Raw genomic sequence first — 16789 nt, 5'->3', positions numbered from 1 at the left:
GAACAGGGCTGTGATCGTCAGGTCGAACGTCACCGACGAATACAGGATCGAACCGACACCCCCGGGGACGTGCGCGGGGTAGTTCTCGTCGCACCAGTGCAGGTAGTTGACGACACCACGGTGTTCCAGCGCGACGCCCTTGGGCCTGCCCGTCGACCCCGACGTGTAGATCACATAAGCCAGGTCGTCCGGCGAGGCGACAGGCTGCGGATTGTCCGTCGAACCGGCCGGCCACTGCGTGTCCACCAGCAGACGCGGGAACTCCTCCGGGATGCGCGGGGCGAGGTCGGTGCTGGTAATGACCAGCGGAGCGTTCGCGTCCTCGACCATGTAGGTGATCCGGTCGGTCGGATAGTCCGGGTCGAGCGGAACGAACGCCGCACCCGCCTTCAGGATCCCCAGCACCGCCGCGATCAGATCCGGCGAACGATCCAGACACACCGCGACCAACGTATCCGGCCGCACACCAACACCGCGCAGATGGTGAGCAAGCTGATTCGCCCGCGCATTGATCTCGCCATACGTCCAGCGGCGCTCCCCATGCGTGACAGCCACCGCCTCGGGGCTGGCGGCAACCCGCTCCTCGATCAGCCGATGAATCGTCGCCGTCTCCGGATACGGACCGGCGACACCGTTCCAGTCGACCAGAATCTCCCGCCGCTCCCCCTCCGTGAGCATGTTCAGCTCCGACAGCCGCGCCCCCGGCGCCGCCGCCACCGACGCCGCCAGGGTCGTGAAGTGGCCGGCCATCCGCTCGATCGTCGCCCGCTCGAAGAGATCCGTCCGGTACTCCAGGACCGCGCGCAGGCCGTCCGCCGACTCGACCGCCGTGAGGGTCAGGTCGAACTTGGCGACTCCCCGCTCGATCTCGACCGGCTCGGTCCGCGTGCCCGTAAGCTCCCATGCCTGGCCCTCCGCGCTGCCCGGCGCCTGGAGGACGAACATGGTCTGGAACAGGGGGTTGCGGGAGAGGTCGCGGTCGGGGGCGAGTTCTTCCACGAGGCGTTCGAAGGGCAGGTCCTGGTGGTCGTAGGCGCCGAGCGCGGTGTCCTTGACCCGGGCCAGCAGCTCAGTGAACGCCGGATCGCCGGACAGGTCGGTGCGCAGGACGAGCGTGTTCACGAAGAAACCGATCAGGTCCTCGGTCTCGGCGCGGTTGCGGCCGGCGACCGGGGTGCCGACCGCGATGTCGTCCTGGCGGCAGTAGCGGGCCAGGATGATCTGGAACAGGGACAGCAGCGCCATGAACAGGCTCGCGCCCTGACCGCTCGCCGTCGCCCGCAGCGCCTCCGCCACCTCCGACGGCACCGAGAAGGTGACCACGTCACCGCCGCCGCTCGGTTGTGCCGGACGCTGGTGGTCGGTGGGAAGTTCGAGCGGCGTGACGTGGGCGAGGCGCTCGCGCCAGTAGGCCAACTGCCCCTCCAGCACGTCGCCGGTGAGCCGCTCGCGTTGCCAGGCGGCGAAGTCGGCGTACTGGATGGGGAGTTCGGGCAGCGAGGCCTCCTTCCCGGTGACGGCGGCCGCGTACAGCTCGCGCAGTTCGCGGGCCAGGATCCCGGAGGACCAGCCGTCCGACACGATGTGGTGCACCATCAGCAGCAGGAAGTGGTCGTCGTCCGCAAGCCGCACCACGTCGGCCCGCAGGAGCCGCCCGGTGTCCAGGCCGAACGGCCGTGTCGCCTCGGCGCGCAGCACCTCGCCCGCTCGGGTCTCCGCGTCCGTCTCGGCCCGCAGGTCGTGGACCGTGACGTCCACCTGCCAGGGTGCGCTGATCACCTGCCGCGGTGTGCCGTCCTCGTCGGCCAGGAAGGCCGTCCGCAGCACCTCGTGCCGGGCCACCAGGCCCGACAGCGCCGTGCCCAGCGCGGGGACGTCCAGCGGGCCGCGCACCCGCAGCACCGTCGGCACCAGGTATTCCGCGCTGTCCGGCGTCAGCCGGTCCAGGAACCAGAGCCGCTGCTGCGCGAACGACAGCGGCAGCGGTCCGGCCTTCCGGTCTGCGGGTACGATCCGGGCCGCTTCCGCACGCCGCCGCATGCGGGACAGCAGCCGTGCCTCCACCGAGTTCTCGCCCATGATGTTCCGTCCTCTTCGTCTGCTCGTGTGGGCAATGGGCCGCTGGTTCAGGAATCCTGTTCCTGCGCGTCGAACAATGCGATGAGCTGTTGCTTGATGCCGGTTACGGTCGGCGACTGGAAAAGGCGCCGCAGGCCGATGCGTACTCCGGTCACCGCTTCCACCTGATTGACGAGCTGGATGGCGAGCAGGGAATGTCCGCCGGCCTCGAAGAATCCCTCGTGTATTCCCACGCGTTCGACGCCTAGCACGGCGGCCATGATTTCAGCGATCTCCGCCTCGATCTCGTCCCTGGGGGCGGTGTACGCGGCCGTGCTGTCGACGTCGTTCCCGGGGACCGGCAGTGCGGCGTGGTCGACCTTGCCGTTCCGGTTGAGCGGCAGTTCCGCCAGGATCGCGAACGCGGACGGCATCATGGCGCGCGGCAGGCGTTCGGCGGCCCACTCGCGCAGCGCGCCGGCGTCCACCGTGCCGCCGGGCGCGGGCACGCAGTAGGCGACCAGCCGCTTGTCGGCGGGCGTGTCCTCCCGGACCACGACCGCGCACGCGCCGACCGCGCCGTGGGTGAGCAGGGTCGCCTCGATTTCGCCGAGCTCGACCCGGACGCCGCGCAGTTTCACCTGGCGGTCGATGCGTCCCAGCAGGTCCAGTTCGCCGTCCGCGGTGAACCGGCCGAGGTCGCCGGTGCGGTACATCCGGCCGCCGCGGAACGGGTCGGCGAGGAAGCGCTCGGCGGTGAGGTCGGGCCGCTGGTGGTAGCCCCGCCCGACGCTGTCGCCGCCGAGGTACACCTCGCCCAGCACGCCGGCGGGGACGGGACGGCGGTCCGGGTCCAGGACGTACACGGTCTGGTTGACCATGGGGCGGCCCGCGAGGACCGGTCCGGCCGGGTCGGTGCGCGACGCCCGCCAGTACGTCGTGTCCACCGAGACCTCGGTGGCGCCGTACAGGTTGACGAGGTCGCCGGGGAAGGTCCCGGTGAACCGGTTCACCAGCGTCGGCTGGAGCGGCTCGCCGCTGGCGAAGGCGTAACGCAAGTGAGTGCAGTCCTCGGGCCGCACCTGGGAGACGAACATGTCGAGCAGGCTGGGCACGAAGTGGAGGCCGACGACGCGGTGGGCGCGCATCAGGCGGGACACCTCGGCCATGTCGAGCCGGTCGGAACCGGGCACCAGCACGACCGTGGCGCCCTGCCACAGGGGCCAGAAGATCTCGTACGCCGACACGTCGAAGGACAGTGGCGTGGCCTGCAGGAAGCCCTCGCCCGGAGCGAGCGGGAAGGCGTGCTGCATGCCGGCCAGGTAGTTGACCACTCCGCGGTGTTCGATGCGGACGCCCTTCGGGCGGCCCGTGGAGCCGCTGGTGTAGATCAGGTAGCAGAGGTCGCCGGGGTCGGCTGCGGGTTCCGGCGCCTCCGTGGGCAGGGTGTCCGGCAGGTCGGCGGCCCGGTCGACGGCCAGCAGGTCCGGGCCCTCCGGCAGCAGGGCGAGGTGCGCGGTGTCGGTGACGATCAGCGGCGCGCCCGAGTCCGCCACAAGGTACGCCAGCCGCTCCGCCGGGTGTTCGGGGTCGAGCGGGACGTATGCGGCACCGGCCTTCAGGATGCCCAGCAGCGTCCACACCATGGCGGGCGAGCGTTCCAGGCAGACGCCCACGGGTACGTCCGGGCCGATCCCCGGCGTTGCGCGCAGCCGGTGGGCCAGGCGGTTGGCCTGCTCATCGAGTTGACGGTACGTCAGGCTTTCGGTGCCGCAGACGACGGCGGCCGCGTCCGGGTCCTGTGCCGCCCGCTGCTCGAACAGCCGGTGCAGGGTGGCCGCCGGGACGGGCGCCGCGGTGTCGTTCCACTCGGTGAGGATGCGGTGGCGCTCCCCCGCGTCCAGCATCTCCACTTCGGACAGCGCGCTGTGCGGGCGAGCCGTGGCCGCGGCCAGCAGGTTGGTGAAGTGGCCGGCCAGACGGCGCGCGGTGTCCTCGGTGAACAGGTCGTCCGCGTAGACCACTGCGCCGTCGAGTGTGCCGTCCGCGGCTTCCGCGAGGTACATCGACAGGTCGAACTTGGCGTCACAAACGGGGATTTCGACGGGTTCCGCCGACAGGCCCGGCAGGTTCCAGGCGTCCGCGCCCGGTGTGTTCTGCAGTGCGAACATCGTCTGGAACAGGGGGTTGCGGGAGAGGTCGCGGTCGGGGGCGAGTTCCTCCACGAGGCGTTCGAAGGGCAGGTCCTGGTGGTCGTAGGCGCCGAGGGCGGTGTCCTTGACCCGGGCCAGCAGCTCGGTGAACGCCGGGTCGCCGGACAGATCGGTGCGCAGGACGAGCGTGTTGACGAAGAAGCCGATCAGGTCCTCGGTCTCGGCCCGGTTGCGGCCGGCGATCGGGGTGCCGACCGCGATGTCCCGCTGTCCGCTGTAGCGGGCCAGCAGCAGCTGGAAGGCCGCCAGCAGGGTCATGAAGAGGCTCGCGCCGCTCTCGGCGGACACGGTGCGGGCGCGGGCGGCGACCTCGGCGGGCACCGTGAACCTGACCACCTCGCCGCGTCCGCCGCGCTCCGCGGGCCGCGCGTGGTCGGTGGGCAGCTCCAGTGGCTCGAGGCCGCCCAGCTTCTCGCGCCAGTAGTCGAGTTGCCGCTCCAGGGGCGCGCCGGACAGCCAGGCGCGCTGCCACACCGCGTAGTCGGCGTACTGCACGGGCAGCGGTTCGGGCGCGGCCGTGCCGGACCGGTCCGAGACGGCTTCGGCGTACCGCGCGGACAGCTCGCGCGCCAGCACGCCCACCGACCAGCCGTCGAAGGCGATGTGGTGCACGGTGACCGCGAGGACACTCTCCTCGTCGGCCAGTCGCACCAGCAGCGCGCGCAGCACCGGTCCGGCGCCGAGGTCGACCGGCCGCAGTCCGTCCTCGCGCAGCGCCTCGGCGAGGGCGGCCTCGCGGGCGGCGGCGTCACCCGCTCCGCGCAGGTCCCGTACCAGCGCCTCCACCGGCCGCGGCGGGTCGATGAGCTGTACCGGGGAGCCGGCCGCATCCGTGCCGAACCGGGTGCGCAGGATCTCGTGGCGGGCCACCACAGCGGTGAACGCGGCGTTCAGGGCGTCCAGGTCCAGGGGGCCGTGGATGCGGAAGGCGAAGGGCAGCAGGTACTCTGCCCGGCCGGGCTCCAACTGGTCCAGGAACCAGAGCCGTTGCTGCGCGAAGCTGAGCGGCTGCGGACCGTTGTCACGGGGCGCCGCCGGGATGCGGCCGGCTCCGGCGGCGTCCAGGTCCGTCACGGCCGCGGCGAGCAGGGCCGGGGTCGGTGCGCTGAACAGGGTGCGCACCGGCACGTCGGCGCCGAGCCGCCTGCGCAACCGTGACACGACCTGGGTGGCCAGCAGCGAGTGTCCGCCCAGCGCGAAGAAGTCGTCGTGCGCGCCGACCCGTTCGACGCCCAGCACCTCGGACCAGACCTCGGTCACGGTGCGTTCGGTGTCCGTGCGCGGCGCGGTGTACGCGGCGCCCAGTGCGGACCGGTCGGAGGCCGGGGCGGGAAGCGCCCGGCGGTCGGTCTTGCCGTTCGGGGTGAGCGGGATGCGCTCCAGCGGCACGAACGCCGTGGGCACCATGTAGTCCGGCAGGTCGCGCTGGAGGTGGGCGCGCAGCGCGCTCACGTCGAGCGGGCCCACGGGCACCACGTACGCCACCAGCCGCTGCACGCCGGGGACGTCCTCGCGCAGCACGACGGTGGCGCCGGCGACCGTGGGGTGGGCGAGCAGCGCCGTCTCGATCTCGCCCGGTTCGATGCGGTAGCCGCGCAGTTTGACCTGGTTGTCGGCGCGGCCCGCGAACTCCAGCCGCCCGTCCGGCAGCCACCGGGCGAGGTCGCCGGTGCGGTAGACGCGCCGCGGCGTGCCGTCCACGTCCACGACGGTGAACTTCTCGTCGGTGAGGTCGGGCCGGTTCAGGTAGCCGCGGGCCAGCCCGGGGCAGCCGATCCACATCTCGCCCGGCACGCCCACCGGCACCGGCCGGCCGTGGCGGTCGACGACGAACACCTTCGCGTTGGCGACCGGCCGGCCGATCGGCACCCGGTCGACGGGGCCGGTGATCCTGGCGGTCGTCGCCTCCTGCGCGGCCTCCGTGGGACCGTATCCGTTGACCAGGGGCACCGCGCAGTGCCGGAACCACTGCCGGACCTGTTCCCGCTGGAGCGCCTCGCCGCCGAGCCGGACCAGCCGCAGTTCCGGGCCCAGGGCGTCCGGCCCGTCCAGGTCGGCGGCGAGCGCCCCGAACGCCGACGGGGTGAGCCACGCCACGGTGACCCGGTGCTCGCGCAGCGCCGCCGCCAGCCGGCCCGGGTCCCAGGCGTCGTCGCGCAGTACCAGGGCGGCCCCGGAGACGAGCGGGGCGAAGATCTGTCCCACGGACGAGTCGAACGCGATCGACGCGAACTGCAGGACCCGGTCCTCGGCCGTGAGCCCCAGTTCACGGCAGGTCTCCCGCATCCGGGCGCGCAGCGCGCCGTGGGTGATCTGCACGCCCTTGGGGCGGCCGGTGGAGCCGCTGGTGTAGATCACGTAGGCCACGTCGTCCGGGCCGGCGTGTGCCACCGGACCGGCGAGGGCGGTGCCCGGACGCTGCGGCCAGGTTCCGTCGAGCAGCAGTGCCGGCGTGCCTGCGGGCAGGCGGCCGGTGTGCGCGGGCTGGGTGACGATCAGCGGCGCGCCGCTGTCCTCGACCATGTAGGCGAGCCGGTCGGTGGGGTACGCCGGGTCCAGCGGCAGGTACGCCGCGCCCGACTTGTGGATGCCGAGCAGCGTGCACACCATGTCCGTACCGCGGTCCAGGCAGACCGCGACCAGGGTGCCCGGCCCGGCGCCGCGCTCGCGCAGCCGGCCGGCGATCCACTCCGCCCGTTCGTCGAGCTGGCGGTAGGTCAGCCGGTCGGCGCCGCAGGTCACGGCGGGCGCGTCGGGCCGGCGGGCGGCACGCTCCTCGATCAGGCGGGTCACGGTCACCGTGTCCGGGGCGTCGGTGTCGGCGCCGTTCCACTCGCCGAGGATCGTCCGGCGCTCGGCGGCGGTCAGCATGGGCAGTTCGGACAGCCGGGCGTCCGGGGTGGCGCAGGCGGCGGCCAGCAGCGTCTCGAAGTGCCCGGCGAGCCGCACCATGGTGGCCTCGTCGAAGAGGTCGGTCGAGTACACGACGGTGCCGTCCAGGGCTCCGTCGGCGGCCTCGGTGGTGTAGAAGGTGAAGTCGAACTTGGAGTCCTGGGCGGACACGTCGAGTTGCCGGACGGTCAGGCCCGGCAGTTCCCAGGACCGGCTGTCGGGGGTGTTCTGCAGGACGAACATCGTCTGGAACAGCGGATTGCGCGACAGGTCCCGCTGCGGCGCCAGCTCCTCCACCAGGCGCTCGAAGGGCAGGTCCTGGTGGTCGTAGGCGCCGAGCGCGGTGTCCTTGACCCGGGCCAGCAGCTCGGTGAACGTGGGGTCGCCGGACAGGTCGGTGCGCATGACCAGCGTGTTCACGAAGAAGCCGAGCATGTTCTCGATCTCGGCCCGGTTGCGGCCCGCGATCGGGGTGCCGACCGCGATGTCCTCCTGGCCGCTGTAGCGCGACAGCACCACCTGGAAGACCGCGAGCAGGGTCATGAACAGGCTCGCGCCGGTGTCCTTGCTGAGCCTGCGGGCGCCGTCGGCGGTCTGCACCGGTACGCGGAACGTGAGCATGGCGCCGTTGCCGGTGCGCCGCGCCGGACGCCTGCGGTCGGTGGGCAGCTCCAGCGGTTCGGTGCCGGCCAGCCGGCCGCGCCAGTAGTCCAGTTGCTCCGCCAGCACCTCGCCGGTGAACCACTCGCGCTGCCAGACCGCGAAGTCGGCGTACTGGAGCGGGGGTTCGGTCAGTCCGGACGCGGTGCCCGTGAGCCGCGCGCCGTACAGCGCGGTCAGCTCCCGCGAGAGCACCCCCGCCGACCAGCCGTCGAAGGCGATGTGATGCACCGTCAGGCTGAGCAGGTGCTCGTCGTCCGCCAGCCGTATCAGCAGCGCGCGCACCATCGGTCCGGTGCCGAGGTCCATCGGACGGAAGCCCTCGGTGTCCACGAGCGCGGTGGCCGCCTCCTCGCGGGCGTCCTCCCCGGCGACGGACCGCAGGTCGTGGACGGCGAGCGGCAGCGGCCGCGGCGGGTCGACGACCTGGCCGGGACTGCCGTCGTCGTCGCTGACGAAGCGGGTGCGCAGCACCTCGTGCCGGGCGACCAGCTCCGACAGCGACGCGCGCAGCGCGGCGACGTCCAGCGGGCCGCGGATGCGCAGTCCCATGGGGATCAGGTATTCGGCGCGGCCGGGCTCCAACTGGTCGAGGAACCACAGCCGGCGCTGCGCGAACGACAGCGGCAGCGGGCGTCCGTCCCGGGGCGCGCGCGGGATGACCGGGACGTCGTCCGCGGTCGCGGTCGCGGCCGCGACCAGGGCGCCCATGGCGTCCGCCGCGTCCTCGGTGTCGAAGTCGGCCGACTCGAACAGGCGGCGGGCCCGCCGCATGGCCTCCTCGGCGAGGAACGACGCCACCGCCCGCACCGTCAACGGTTCCGGCAGGTTTTCCGCGCCGAATTCCGAACCGAATTCCTCCGCGATCCGGCGGGCCATTTCCGCCGCCTGCGGGCGGGTTCCGCCCAGCCGGGAGAATTCTTCCTCGGCCGCGGTCACCTCGGTTCCGAGCACCGCGTTCCACACCGCCGCGATGCGGGCTTCCGCGGGTGAGAAACCGCCCTGCCCGGCCTCCGGGCCGGAGGCCGCGGCCGTCATCGGATTCGTCGTCATGTAATCCACCAGTTCCTCGTCATCGACCGTTCGCGAGAACCTCTCGGAAACCGAGCCGAATCCGATGCTCGCAGAGCGATCTTGAGGAGATAACTGGTTACTTCTGCCCGCGGAACGTGGACACTTCTGCCCGTCCGGGCGTCAACCCCGCGCCGAGGCTGATGAGTTGCCTCCGCCATGGCGGAGGCGGTGGTACGGGGCCTACGCCGGCGGGTGGTGGAGCGTCCCGCCGGCGCAGGTTCCGTACCACCGCACAGGTGGCTGCCGGTGCCGTGCCACCGCTCAGGCGGCTGCCTTGACCGCCGTCTCCACCGGCACGGGAGCCGTACCGCCCGCGGACTCGCCGCCCTGCGCGGTGCCGGTGGGGCCGGTGTCGGACACCGTTCGCTTGCGCATGCCCGCCCACTCCCGGTTGAGGGCCGGCACGCCGATGGCGACGAGGTAGAGGCCGCCCACGATCCACAGGGCGCCCGAGGTGCCCGCCACCGTCACCAGGCCCGCGCCCAGCAGTCCTCCGAACGGGATGCCCGCCCAGGTGACGGCCTGGGCCAGCGTCTTGACCCGGCCCAGCAGCGGGGTGGGGATGAGCTCGTACGTCACGGCTCCCACGATCGGGTTGACGAAGCCCGATCCGAGGCCGCCCACGGCCAGTACCGTCAGCACCAGCCACAGCGGCGCGCCGGTGGCCATGGCCACGAAGCGCGGGACGCCGCCCAGGGTGAAGCCGATCAGGTAGACGGCGCGCCGGGGCAGCCGCTCGGCCACCCCCGCTGCCACGAGCGCGGCGATGATCGACGTCGCGGCGAAGACGCTGACCACCAGTCCGATGGCCTCGGCGCCGTTGCCCGTCTCCTTCGCCCAGACCGGCAGCAGCACGGACATGAACGCCTGGTCGAGCAGGTTGGTCGCGGCGAGCATGCACACGATGGACCGCAGCAGTTTCGCGTCGCGCAGGAACACGGCGCCCTGGCGCAGCCGCGAGAGGTAGCCCTCGGTCTCCTCGACCGGCGTCTCGTGCGGCTCGGGCACCGGGTCGCTCAGGGTGGTGGAGACGACCAGCGCGGACACGCCGAACAGGCAGGCGGTGATCCACAGGGCGTAGAGGCTGCCGAAGGAGGCGACGACCACACCGGCGACGGCCGGTCCGATGGTCGTCGCGGTCCGTTCGACCGCCGCCGACAGGCCGGTCCCGCGTTCCAGCGGCACCCGGGCCGCGCGGGTGGCCGCCGGCACGAAGAGGCCCTTGGCCCCGTTGGCCGGACCGTCCGCCGCGCCGACGACGGCCAGCAGCCCCAGCAGCAGGCCGAAGGACAGGTGTCCGGTGAGGTAGAGCAACGGGGCGGTGGCCGTCGCGACGGTGGAGGCCAGGTCGCCGGCCACGCTGATGCGCTTGGGGCCGACCCGGTCGATGACGGGACCCGCCAGCGCCTGGGCTATCACGTAGGGGACGATCTGGCAGAAGGCGACCAGACCGGTCTTGCCGACGCTGCCGGTCGTGGTGAGGACGAACCAGGGCAGGGCGATCGAGAGCACCCGGTTGGCCGAGAGGGCCGCCGCGTTGGCCGACAGCATGCCGACCAGTCCGCGCAGGACCCGCGGCCCGTCGGCCGGGGCGTCCGGGGAGGGCGCGGGTGTGCCACTGTCCGCCGCCTGCTGGGCGGCCGCGTGCCGAGAGGTCATCTTGCTCACTCCGAGTCGGTGGGGTGGGAGACGTGCCGGTCTGCACTGGTGCGGAACATCTGGAACTGGAAGGCGACCCGCGCCGCGCCCTCGGGCAGCGGTGAACCCGCCGGTTCGGGCGCGGAGTTGCGGCGCCGGAGCAACTCATGGATCTCCGCGGAGAGTTCCTGGGCCTCGGCGGGGGTGAGGGTGAGCACGTAGTCGCCGAACTCCTGGGCGTCGCGCCACTCGGGCGGCAGCGAGGCGGTCGCGTCGATGGCGGTCGTCATCGCCTCGGACCAGACCCGGCCGAGCGCCTGCAGGTAGGCGATGCCGAGACCTTCGCCGCCCGCGAGCACCGATTCGTCCGGGGCGACCGTGTTGACGTGCGCCGCCTGCCACCAGCGCTCGCGCCGGCCGCCCCGGGACGGAGCCTCGACGATGAAGCCGTACTCGGCGAGCTGGCGCAGGTGGTAGCTGGTCGCGCCGGTGTTCAGGTCGAGCCGCCGGGCGAGTGTGGTGGCCGTGGCCGGCCCCTCCGTGCGCAGGACCGTCAGGATCCGCACCCGCAGCGGATGCGCGACGCCCCGCAGGTTGCGGGCGGTCAGCTGCACTTGGGAGGGCTGCTCGGGAGGTTCCATGCACCCCAAGGTAGTTGACACAGACTTCTGTGCACAGAGTTCTGTGCACAGAAGTCTGTGCAATCGAAGAGGTGGCTGATTTCCTGTGCCATGTGGCTTGATCTGGCGCACTGAACCAGGGCCGGGAGTGGCCCAGGGGCGGGGTACGGCCCGGGTTCGGGGTACGGCCCGGGGCCGCGCCCGCGCAGCGGCCGGCACGCACGCACCGACCAGACCGGACCGGACCGGACCGGGTTCAGCCGTCGGTGGCGGTCTGGCCGAGTTCGGCGAGTGCGGTGGCGGCCTCGGCCTGTCGCGGGCTCCTCAGCGCTGCCAGGGCGTCACGGGCGGCGAGCAGCGTCTCCCGGGCCTCCGGGTGGCCCATGGCGCCGAGCACCTGGCCCAGGTCGAGCCGGGCCTGCTCGGCCCAGGACGGCATCTGCGCGGCGTCGAAGACGTCGAGGGCCTGCCGCAGCGGCGGCTCGGCCTCCTGCCAGCGCCCGAGGGCGGCCAGGTCGTTGCCGATCTGCTGTCGGTGGACCGCGTGGTAGAACGCGATCAGCTCCGCCGCCCGGCCCGGGACCCCTGCCCGGCAGATCCGTTCGCCGCGGCGGTGGATGTCGAGGGCTTCCGCCGCCCGGCCGGTCTGGCGCAGCAGGATGCCGAGGGCGTTGAGGGTCGACAGCTCGGCCAGCCTCGCCTGCGGGGCTCCCTGCCCGGCGAGGCAGCCGGCCGCATCGCGCAGCCGCGTCTCGGCCTCCGACAGCCGGCCCAGGCGCTGCAGCGCCCCCGCGCCGTACCCGAGTGCCCAGCCCTGCTGCAGCCCGTCCTCGCTGTCACGGGCCGCGTCGAGCGCGGCGTCGGCGGACACCAGGGCGGCCCGCGGGTCGTGCACGCAGAGGTTGTAGGCCCAGGCGAGGTAGTTGAGGTGGACCGCCTCCTCCCGTCTGCTGCCGAGTGCCCGGGCCGAGTCGGAGGAGCGCTGGAACACCTCCACCCACTGCTCCCAGTGCTGGTTGAGGTCGGAGAACCAGTGCATGGCCTCCGCCGTGTCCAGGACCTGCCGGTGCCGGCCGGTGTCGTGGGCGCGGCGGAGCGCGGCGAGCCACTGGGTCCGCTCCGCCTCCAGCCAGGCCCGCGCGGCCTCCCGGCCGGCGGGCGCGCCGTCCGGGTCCGGGTCGCCGGACGGCGCGGTGTGGTCGTGGTCGGCGTCGAAGTGCAGCGCGGCGGCGGCGGCCCGGCGCAGCATCCACCGCGCGGTCCGGTCGAGAGCGGCGTCACGGACCTCGGGGCCGTCCTCGGCCTCGACCTGCTCGGCCGCGTAGAGCCTGAGCAGGTCGTGGAACCGGTAGCGCTCGACGGCGGGGTCGCTCTGCAGCAGTCCGGCGTCGGTCAGTTCCTCGGCGCGGGCGACCGCCTCGTCCAGAGTCAGCCCGGCCAGGAGCGCGCCGGTCTCCGGGCTGAAGTCCGCCCCGGCGGCCAGCGCGGCGCGGCGCAGGAACGTCCGCGCCTGCGTGGGAAGTTGCCGGTACGAGAGCGCGAAGGCGGCGCGCACCCGCAGGTTTCCGGCCTGGAGGCCGTCGAGTCGCCGGCCCTCGGCGGCGAGCCGGTCGACGAGCTTGCCCAGGCGCTCGTGCGGCCGGCTGAGGAGCCGCTGTCCGGCGATCCGGACGGCCAGCGGCAGGTGCCCGCACAGATCGGCGAGGTCGCGCGCGGCCTGCTCCTCCGCCCGCACCCGTTCCGGGCCGACGATACGGGTCAGCATCTCCACCGCCTCCTCGCGCCGCAGCAGCGCCAGGTCGCAGCGGTGGACGGACGTCAGGCCGGCCAGGGCCTGACGGCTGGTGACGATGGTCAGCGACGCGCCGGTGCCGGGCAGCAGCGGACCGATCTGGGCCTCGTCGGCGGCGTTGTCCAGCAGCAGGAGCAGCCGTCGCTCCGCCGCCAGGGACCGCCACAGGCCCGCGCGGTCGTCGGTGCCGGCCGGGATCGCGCCGTCGGCGACCCCCACGGCGCCCAGCAGCCGGGCCAGCGCGTCACGGGGACCGGTCGGCTCGGCGTCCATGCCGTGCAGGTCCAGGGCGAACTGCCCGTCCGGGAAGTGCGGGGCGAGACGGTGCGCGGCGTGCACCGCGAACGCGGTCTTGCCCAGCCCGGGCTGTCCGGCGACCACGGCGACCACCGGCCGGTCCGGACCGGTGTCCCCCGCCAGATCCTGTAACCGGGCGAGGACCGCGTCGCGGGCGGTGAAGTCCTGGATGTCACGCGGCAGGGCCAGGGCGACGGGCACGGCGGGACCCTCGGCCGTCCGGGGACGCGGACGGCCCAGGGCGGCGGACTCCTCCAGGCCGGCCGCCTCGTCCGCGTCCAGCCCCAGCGCGTCGGCCAGCGCCCGGACCGTACGGCGCTGCGGCCCCCGGGTACGCCCGCGTTCCATGTCGGCCAGCGCCCTGACGCTCACCCCGGCCGCGTGGGCCAGCGCCTCCTGGCTCAGCGCGGCACGGGCGCGCAGAACGCGCAGCCGCTGCCCGAAGTCATCAGTGGAAGGCGTGCCACCGCGCACCGTAGACGTCCCCGATCATCCGGCTCGTCCGGACGCGAGCCCCCCGGCAGAAGTATGACGGACGGCATTTCTGCCGGTGAAACCGCCTGGGACGCGCCGACCGCCGGTGGTGGACTGAGGACCGGCGCGCGAACGCCCCCTCCCGGCCGGACGGAGTCCGGCCGGCCACACCCTGCCGTCCGACTGCCGGCCGGGCAAGGGCAGAACCGCGCCACATCACCAGGACCATCCCGGCCGCCGGCTCCGTGCCGCGGCCCCGCACCGCTCACGGGGGATATCTCCATGAACTTCCAGCGTCACCGCACCTCGTTGCTCGCCGTCGCGGGCACGGCCCTCGCCCTGTCCCTCACCGCCTGCCAGAGCGACGACGCGTCCGGCGAGCCGGCCCCGGCGGCGACCTCTTCCGCGACCGGGAAGGCGGCGGACGGCGGACAGGCCGGCACGTCCGGCCCCACGGACACGGCCGACCCGGCGCACGCCGAGGCCTCGAAGGGCTCGACGGACAGCGGCGGCAGCGGCGGCTCCGCGGGCTCGACCGGTGAGCAGGCGACCGCCGCCACCCGGGTCTGCACCGCACGGGACGTCGCCGTCACGGCCGCCACCCAGGGCGGCGCTCCCTACACCCACCTCGTCCTCACGGCGAAGAACACCTCCGGCCGCTCCTGCCGGCTGGCGGGTGCGCCGCACATCCAGTTCCTGGAGAGCCACAAGCAGGACGTCCCGGCCGTCGCCAAGAGCAAGCCGGCCACGCCGGTCGTCCTCGCGGCGGGAGCCCCCGCCTACGCCCTGGTGAAGCTGTCGGACGGCGGGGTCGACGAGGACAACGAACCCGTGTCGGCGTTCTCCCTCGTGCTGGAGGGCGACTCCGCGGTCATCGCCGTCCGCGCGCCCGGCAGTGGGGTGGCCGTCGACCCGGCGAAGGCCCTCACCGGCTACTGGACCCCCGAACTCCGCAACGGCGCGGACGATTTCTGACGCACACCGCCGCGCGCCGGAGCCCCGGCGTCGCGCACCGCGTTCGCCCAGGCCCTGACCTGGGCGGGCGCCGCGACGGCCGGGCCCGGCGGCCGCTGACGTACCGTCGCGGCCGCTCGGCCGGACGGCCATACGCGCGTGGTGCGCCGGGGTGACGACGCCATGCCCGATCCCCTTGCCGACCCTACGGTGGTGGCATGGTGGTGATCAGCGACAAGAACCGGCGGGCGCCGGGCCGGATCGGCGTGGTGCACGCGCTGGGCCTGACCGTGCTGTTCGTGCTGTCCGTGGTGGCCGCCTCGATCGAACCGCACGAGGACCGTTTCCTGTGGCGCTGGACCGCCGTGGTCCTGGCGGGCGTCGGCTGCTCGGCACTCGTCTGGCGGCGCCGCCACCCGGTCGGCGCTCTGGCCGTCGCGCTCGGCTGCGGGGTGAGCTTCCTGGCCCTCGGGTTCCGGGAGAGTCCGCTGGTGATCAGCCCGGTGCTGGTGTCCGTCTACACCGTCGGCCTGCTCACGGACCGGCGTACCACCTGGACCAGCGCCACCGCCTCGGCCGCCGTCCTGGTGGGCACCGCCATCCTGTGCGCCCCGCAGGACTGGCTGAACCCCGACAACGCGGCACTGGTGGCCTGGACGGCGCTGCCGGCCGCCGTGGGCGACGGGCTGCGCTCGCGCCGCGCCTACGTGGCGGCCGTGGAGGAACGCGCGGTGCACGCGGAACGCACGCGTGAGCAGGAGGCGCAGCAGCGGGTGGCGGCCGAACGGGTGCGCATCGCCCGCGAGCTGCACGACATCGTCGCGCACCACATCGCGCTGATCAACGCCCAGGCCGGCGTGGCCGCCCACCTCGCGAAACGGCAGCCGGAACAAGTGCTGACCGCCCTGGAGGACATCCGGGACACCAGCCGGTCGGCGCTCGACGAACTCCGGGTGACCGTGGGGCTGCTGCGGCAGTCGGGCGATCCGGTGGCGCCGCGCAGCCCCGCGCCGGGTCTTGCCGACATACCGGTGCTGCTGGCGTCCTTCGCCCGGGCCGGCCTGGCCGTCGACCACACCCGTCACGGCGCCGCGGCCGCCCCCCTGACACCGGCGGTCGATCTGACCGCGTACCGCATCGTCCAGGAGGCCCTGACCAACGTGCGCAAGCACGCCGGGGCCGACCGTGCCCGGCTGACCCTGCACCACCACCCCGAGCGGCTGACGATCACCGTCGAGGACGACGGGGGGACCGCGCGGCACCACCCCGCGCCCGCGGGCACCGGGCACGGGCTGGTCGGCATGCGTGAGCGGGTGGCGATGGTCGGAGGCCGGCTGCACGCGGGACCGCGCCCGGAGGGCGGCTTCCGGGTGACGGCCGACCTGCCGTTGCGGCCCGGCCGGCTGATCAGTGAGACAGCGAGGAGAGACGGGCATGACGATTCGCGTACTGCTTGCCGATGACCAGGCCCTGCTGCGGGGCACCTTCCGGATGCTGTTCGACGCCACCGGCGACATGGAGGTGGTGGGCGAGGCGTCCGACGGTCAGGAGGCGGTGGAGCTGGCGCGGACCCGGCACCCCGACGTGGTGCTGATGGACATCCGGATGCCGGGGACGGACGGCCTCGAAGCGACCCGGCTGATCAGCGAGTCCGAGGACCTCGCGGCGGTGAAGGTGCTCATCCTCACCACGTTCGAGGACGACGAGCACGTGGCCGAGGCGCTGCGCGCGGGCGCGAGCGGCTTCCTGGGCAAGGGTGCGCGCCCCGAGGAGCTGGTCGAGGCCGTCCGCACGGTTGCCGCCGGCGACGCGCTGCTGTCGCCCGCGGCCACCGGAGCGCTGATCCGGCGTTTCCTCGCGCAGCCGGACCCCCGCTCGGGGGAGGTGCACGAGCGGCTGGAGTGCCTGACGCGCAGGGAACGCGATGTCGTCGGCCTGGTGGCCCTGGGGCTGTCGAACGACGAGATCGCCGAGCACCTGTTCGTCAGCCCGTTGACGGCGAAGACCCACGTCAACCGGGCCATGACCAAACTCGCGGCACGCGACCGGGCCCAGCTCGTGGTCATCGCCTACCAGTGCGGCCTGGCCGGCGCGCTGCCTTAGGCCTGGGCGTCCGG

At 73.4% G+C, this 16789-nt stretch carries 8 protein-coding genes; 3 read left to right on the top strand and 5 right to left on the bottom strand.

What is annotated here, in order from left to right; translation table 11 throughout:
- The 5 genes from TNCT1_RS20030 to TNCT1_RS20010 all read right to left on the bottom strand — a co-directional run.
- The coding region (locus TNCT1_RS20030) for a condensation domain-containing protein (RefSeq protein ID WP_143633962.1) at positions 1-2079 on the bottom strand (2079 nt) is incomplete at its 3' end.
- A 47-nt stretch (positions 2080-2126) separates the two neighbouring features.
- Complete coding sequence (locus TNCT1_RS20025) at positions 2127-8876, bottom strand: non-ribosomal peptide synthetase (RefSeq protein WP_235902748.1); 6750 nt, start codon at positions 8874-8876, stop codon at positions 2127-2129.
- A 282-nt stretch (positions 8877-9158) separates the two neighbouring features.
- On the bottom strand, positions 9159-10556 hold the full coding sequence (locus TNCT1_RS20020) for an MFS transporter (RefSeq protein WP_235902746.1): 1398 nt from the start codon (positions 10554-10556) through the stop codon (positions 9159-9161).
- Between the two features lie 5 nt (positions 10557-10561).
- On the bottom strand, positions 10562-11176 hold the full coding sequence (locus TNCT1_RS20015) for a helix-turn-helix domain-containing protein (protein ID WP_143633960.1): 615 nt from the start codon (positions 11174-11176) through the stop codon (positions 10562-10564).
- Positions 11177-11411: 235 nt separating this feature from the next.
- On the bottom strand, positions 11412-13718 hold the full coding sequence (locus TNCT1_RS20010) for a helix-turn-helix domain-containing protein (RefSeq protein ID WP_143633957.1): 2307 nt from the start codon (positions 13716-13718) through the stop codon (positions 11412-11414).
- Between the two features lie 282 nt (positions 13719-14000).
- Between TNCT1_RS20010 and TNCT1_RS20005 the strand changes: the two genes are divergently transcribed.
- The 3 genes from TNCT1_RS20005 (at position 14001) to TNCT1_RS19995 (ending at position 16775) form a co-directional block, all read left to right on the top strand.
- On the top strand, positions 14001-14693 hold the full coding sequence (locus TNCT1_RS20005) for a DUF4232 domain-containing protein (protein WP_143633956.1): 693 nt from the start codon (positions 14001-14003) through the stop codon (positions 14691-14693).
- A gap of 197 nt (positions 14694-14890) precedes the next feature.
- Positions 14891-16135, top strand: coding sequence for a sensor histidine kinase (locus TNCT1_RS20000; RefSeq protein WP_143633954.1), 1245 nt, complete (start codon positions 14891-14893; stop codon positions 16133-16135).
- A complete protein-coding gene (locus tag TNCT1_RS19995; RefSeq protein WP_143633952.1) occupies positions 16107-16775 on the top strand; it encodes a response regulator transcription factor in 669 nt (222 codons plus the stop codon). The genes TNCT1_RS20000 and TNCT1_RS19995 overlap by 29 nt, the downstream gene beginning before the upstream one ends.
- Positions 16776-16789 lie beyond the last annotated feature (14 nt).

The organism is Streptomyces sp. 1-11 (genome assembly GCF_007176755.1).
Taxonomy (GTDB): Bacteria; Actinomycetota; Actinomycetes; order Streptomycetales; family Streptomycetaceae; genus Streptomyces.
Note: the sequence above shows the minus strand (reverse complement) of the source record. Positions and strands in the feature narration are given on the sequence as shown.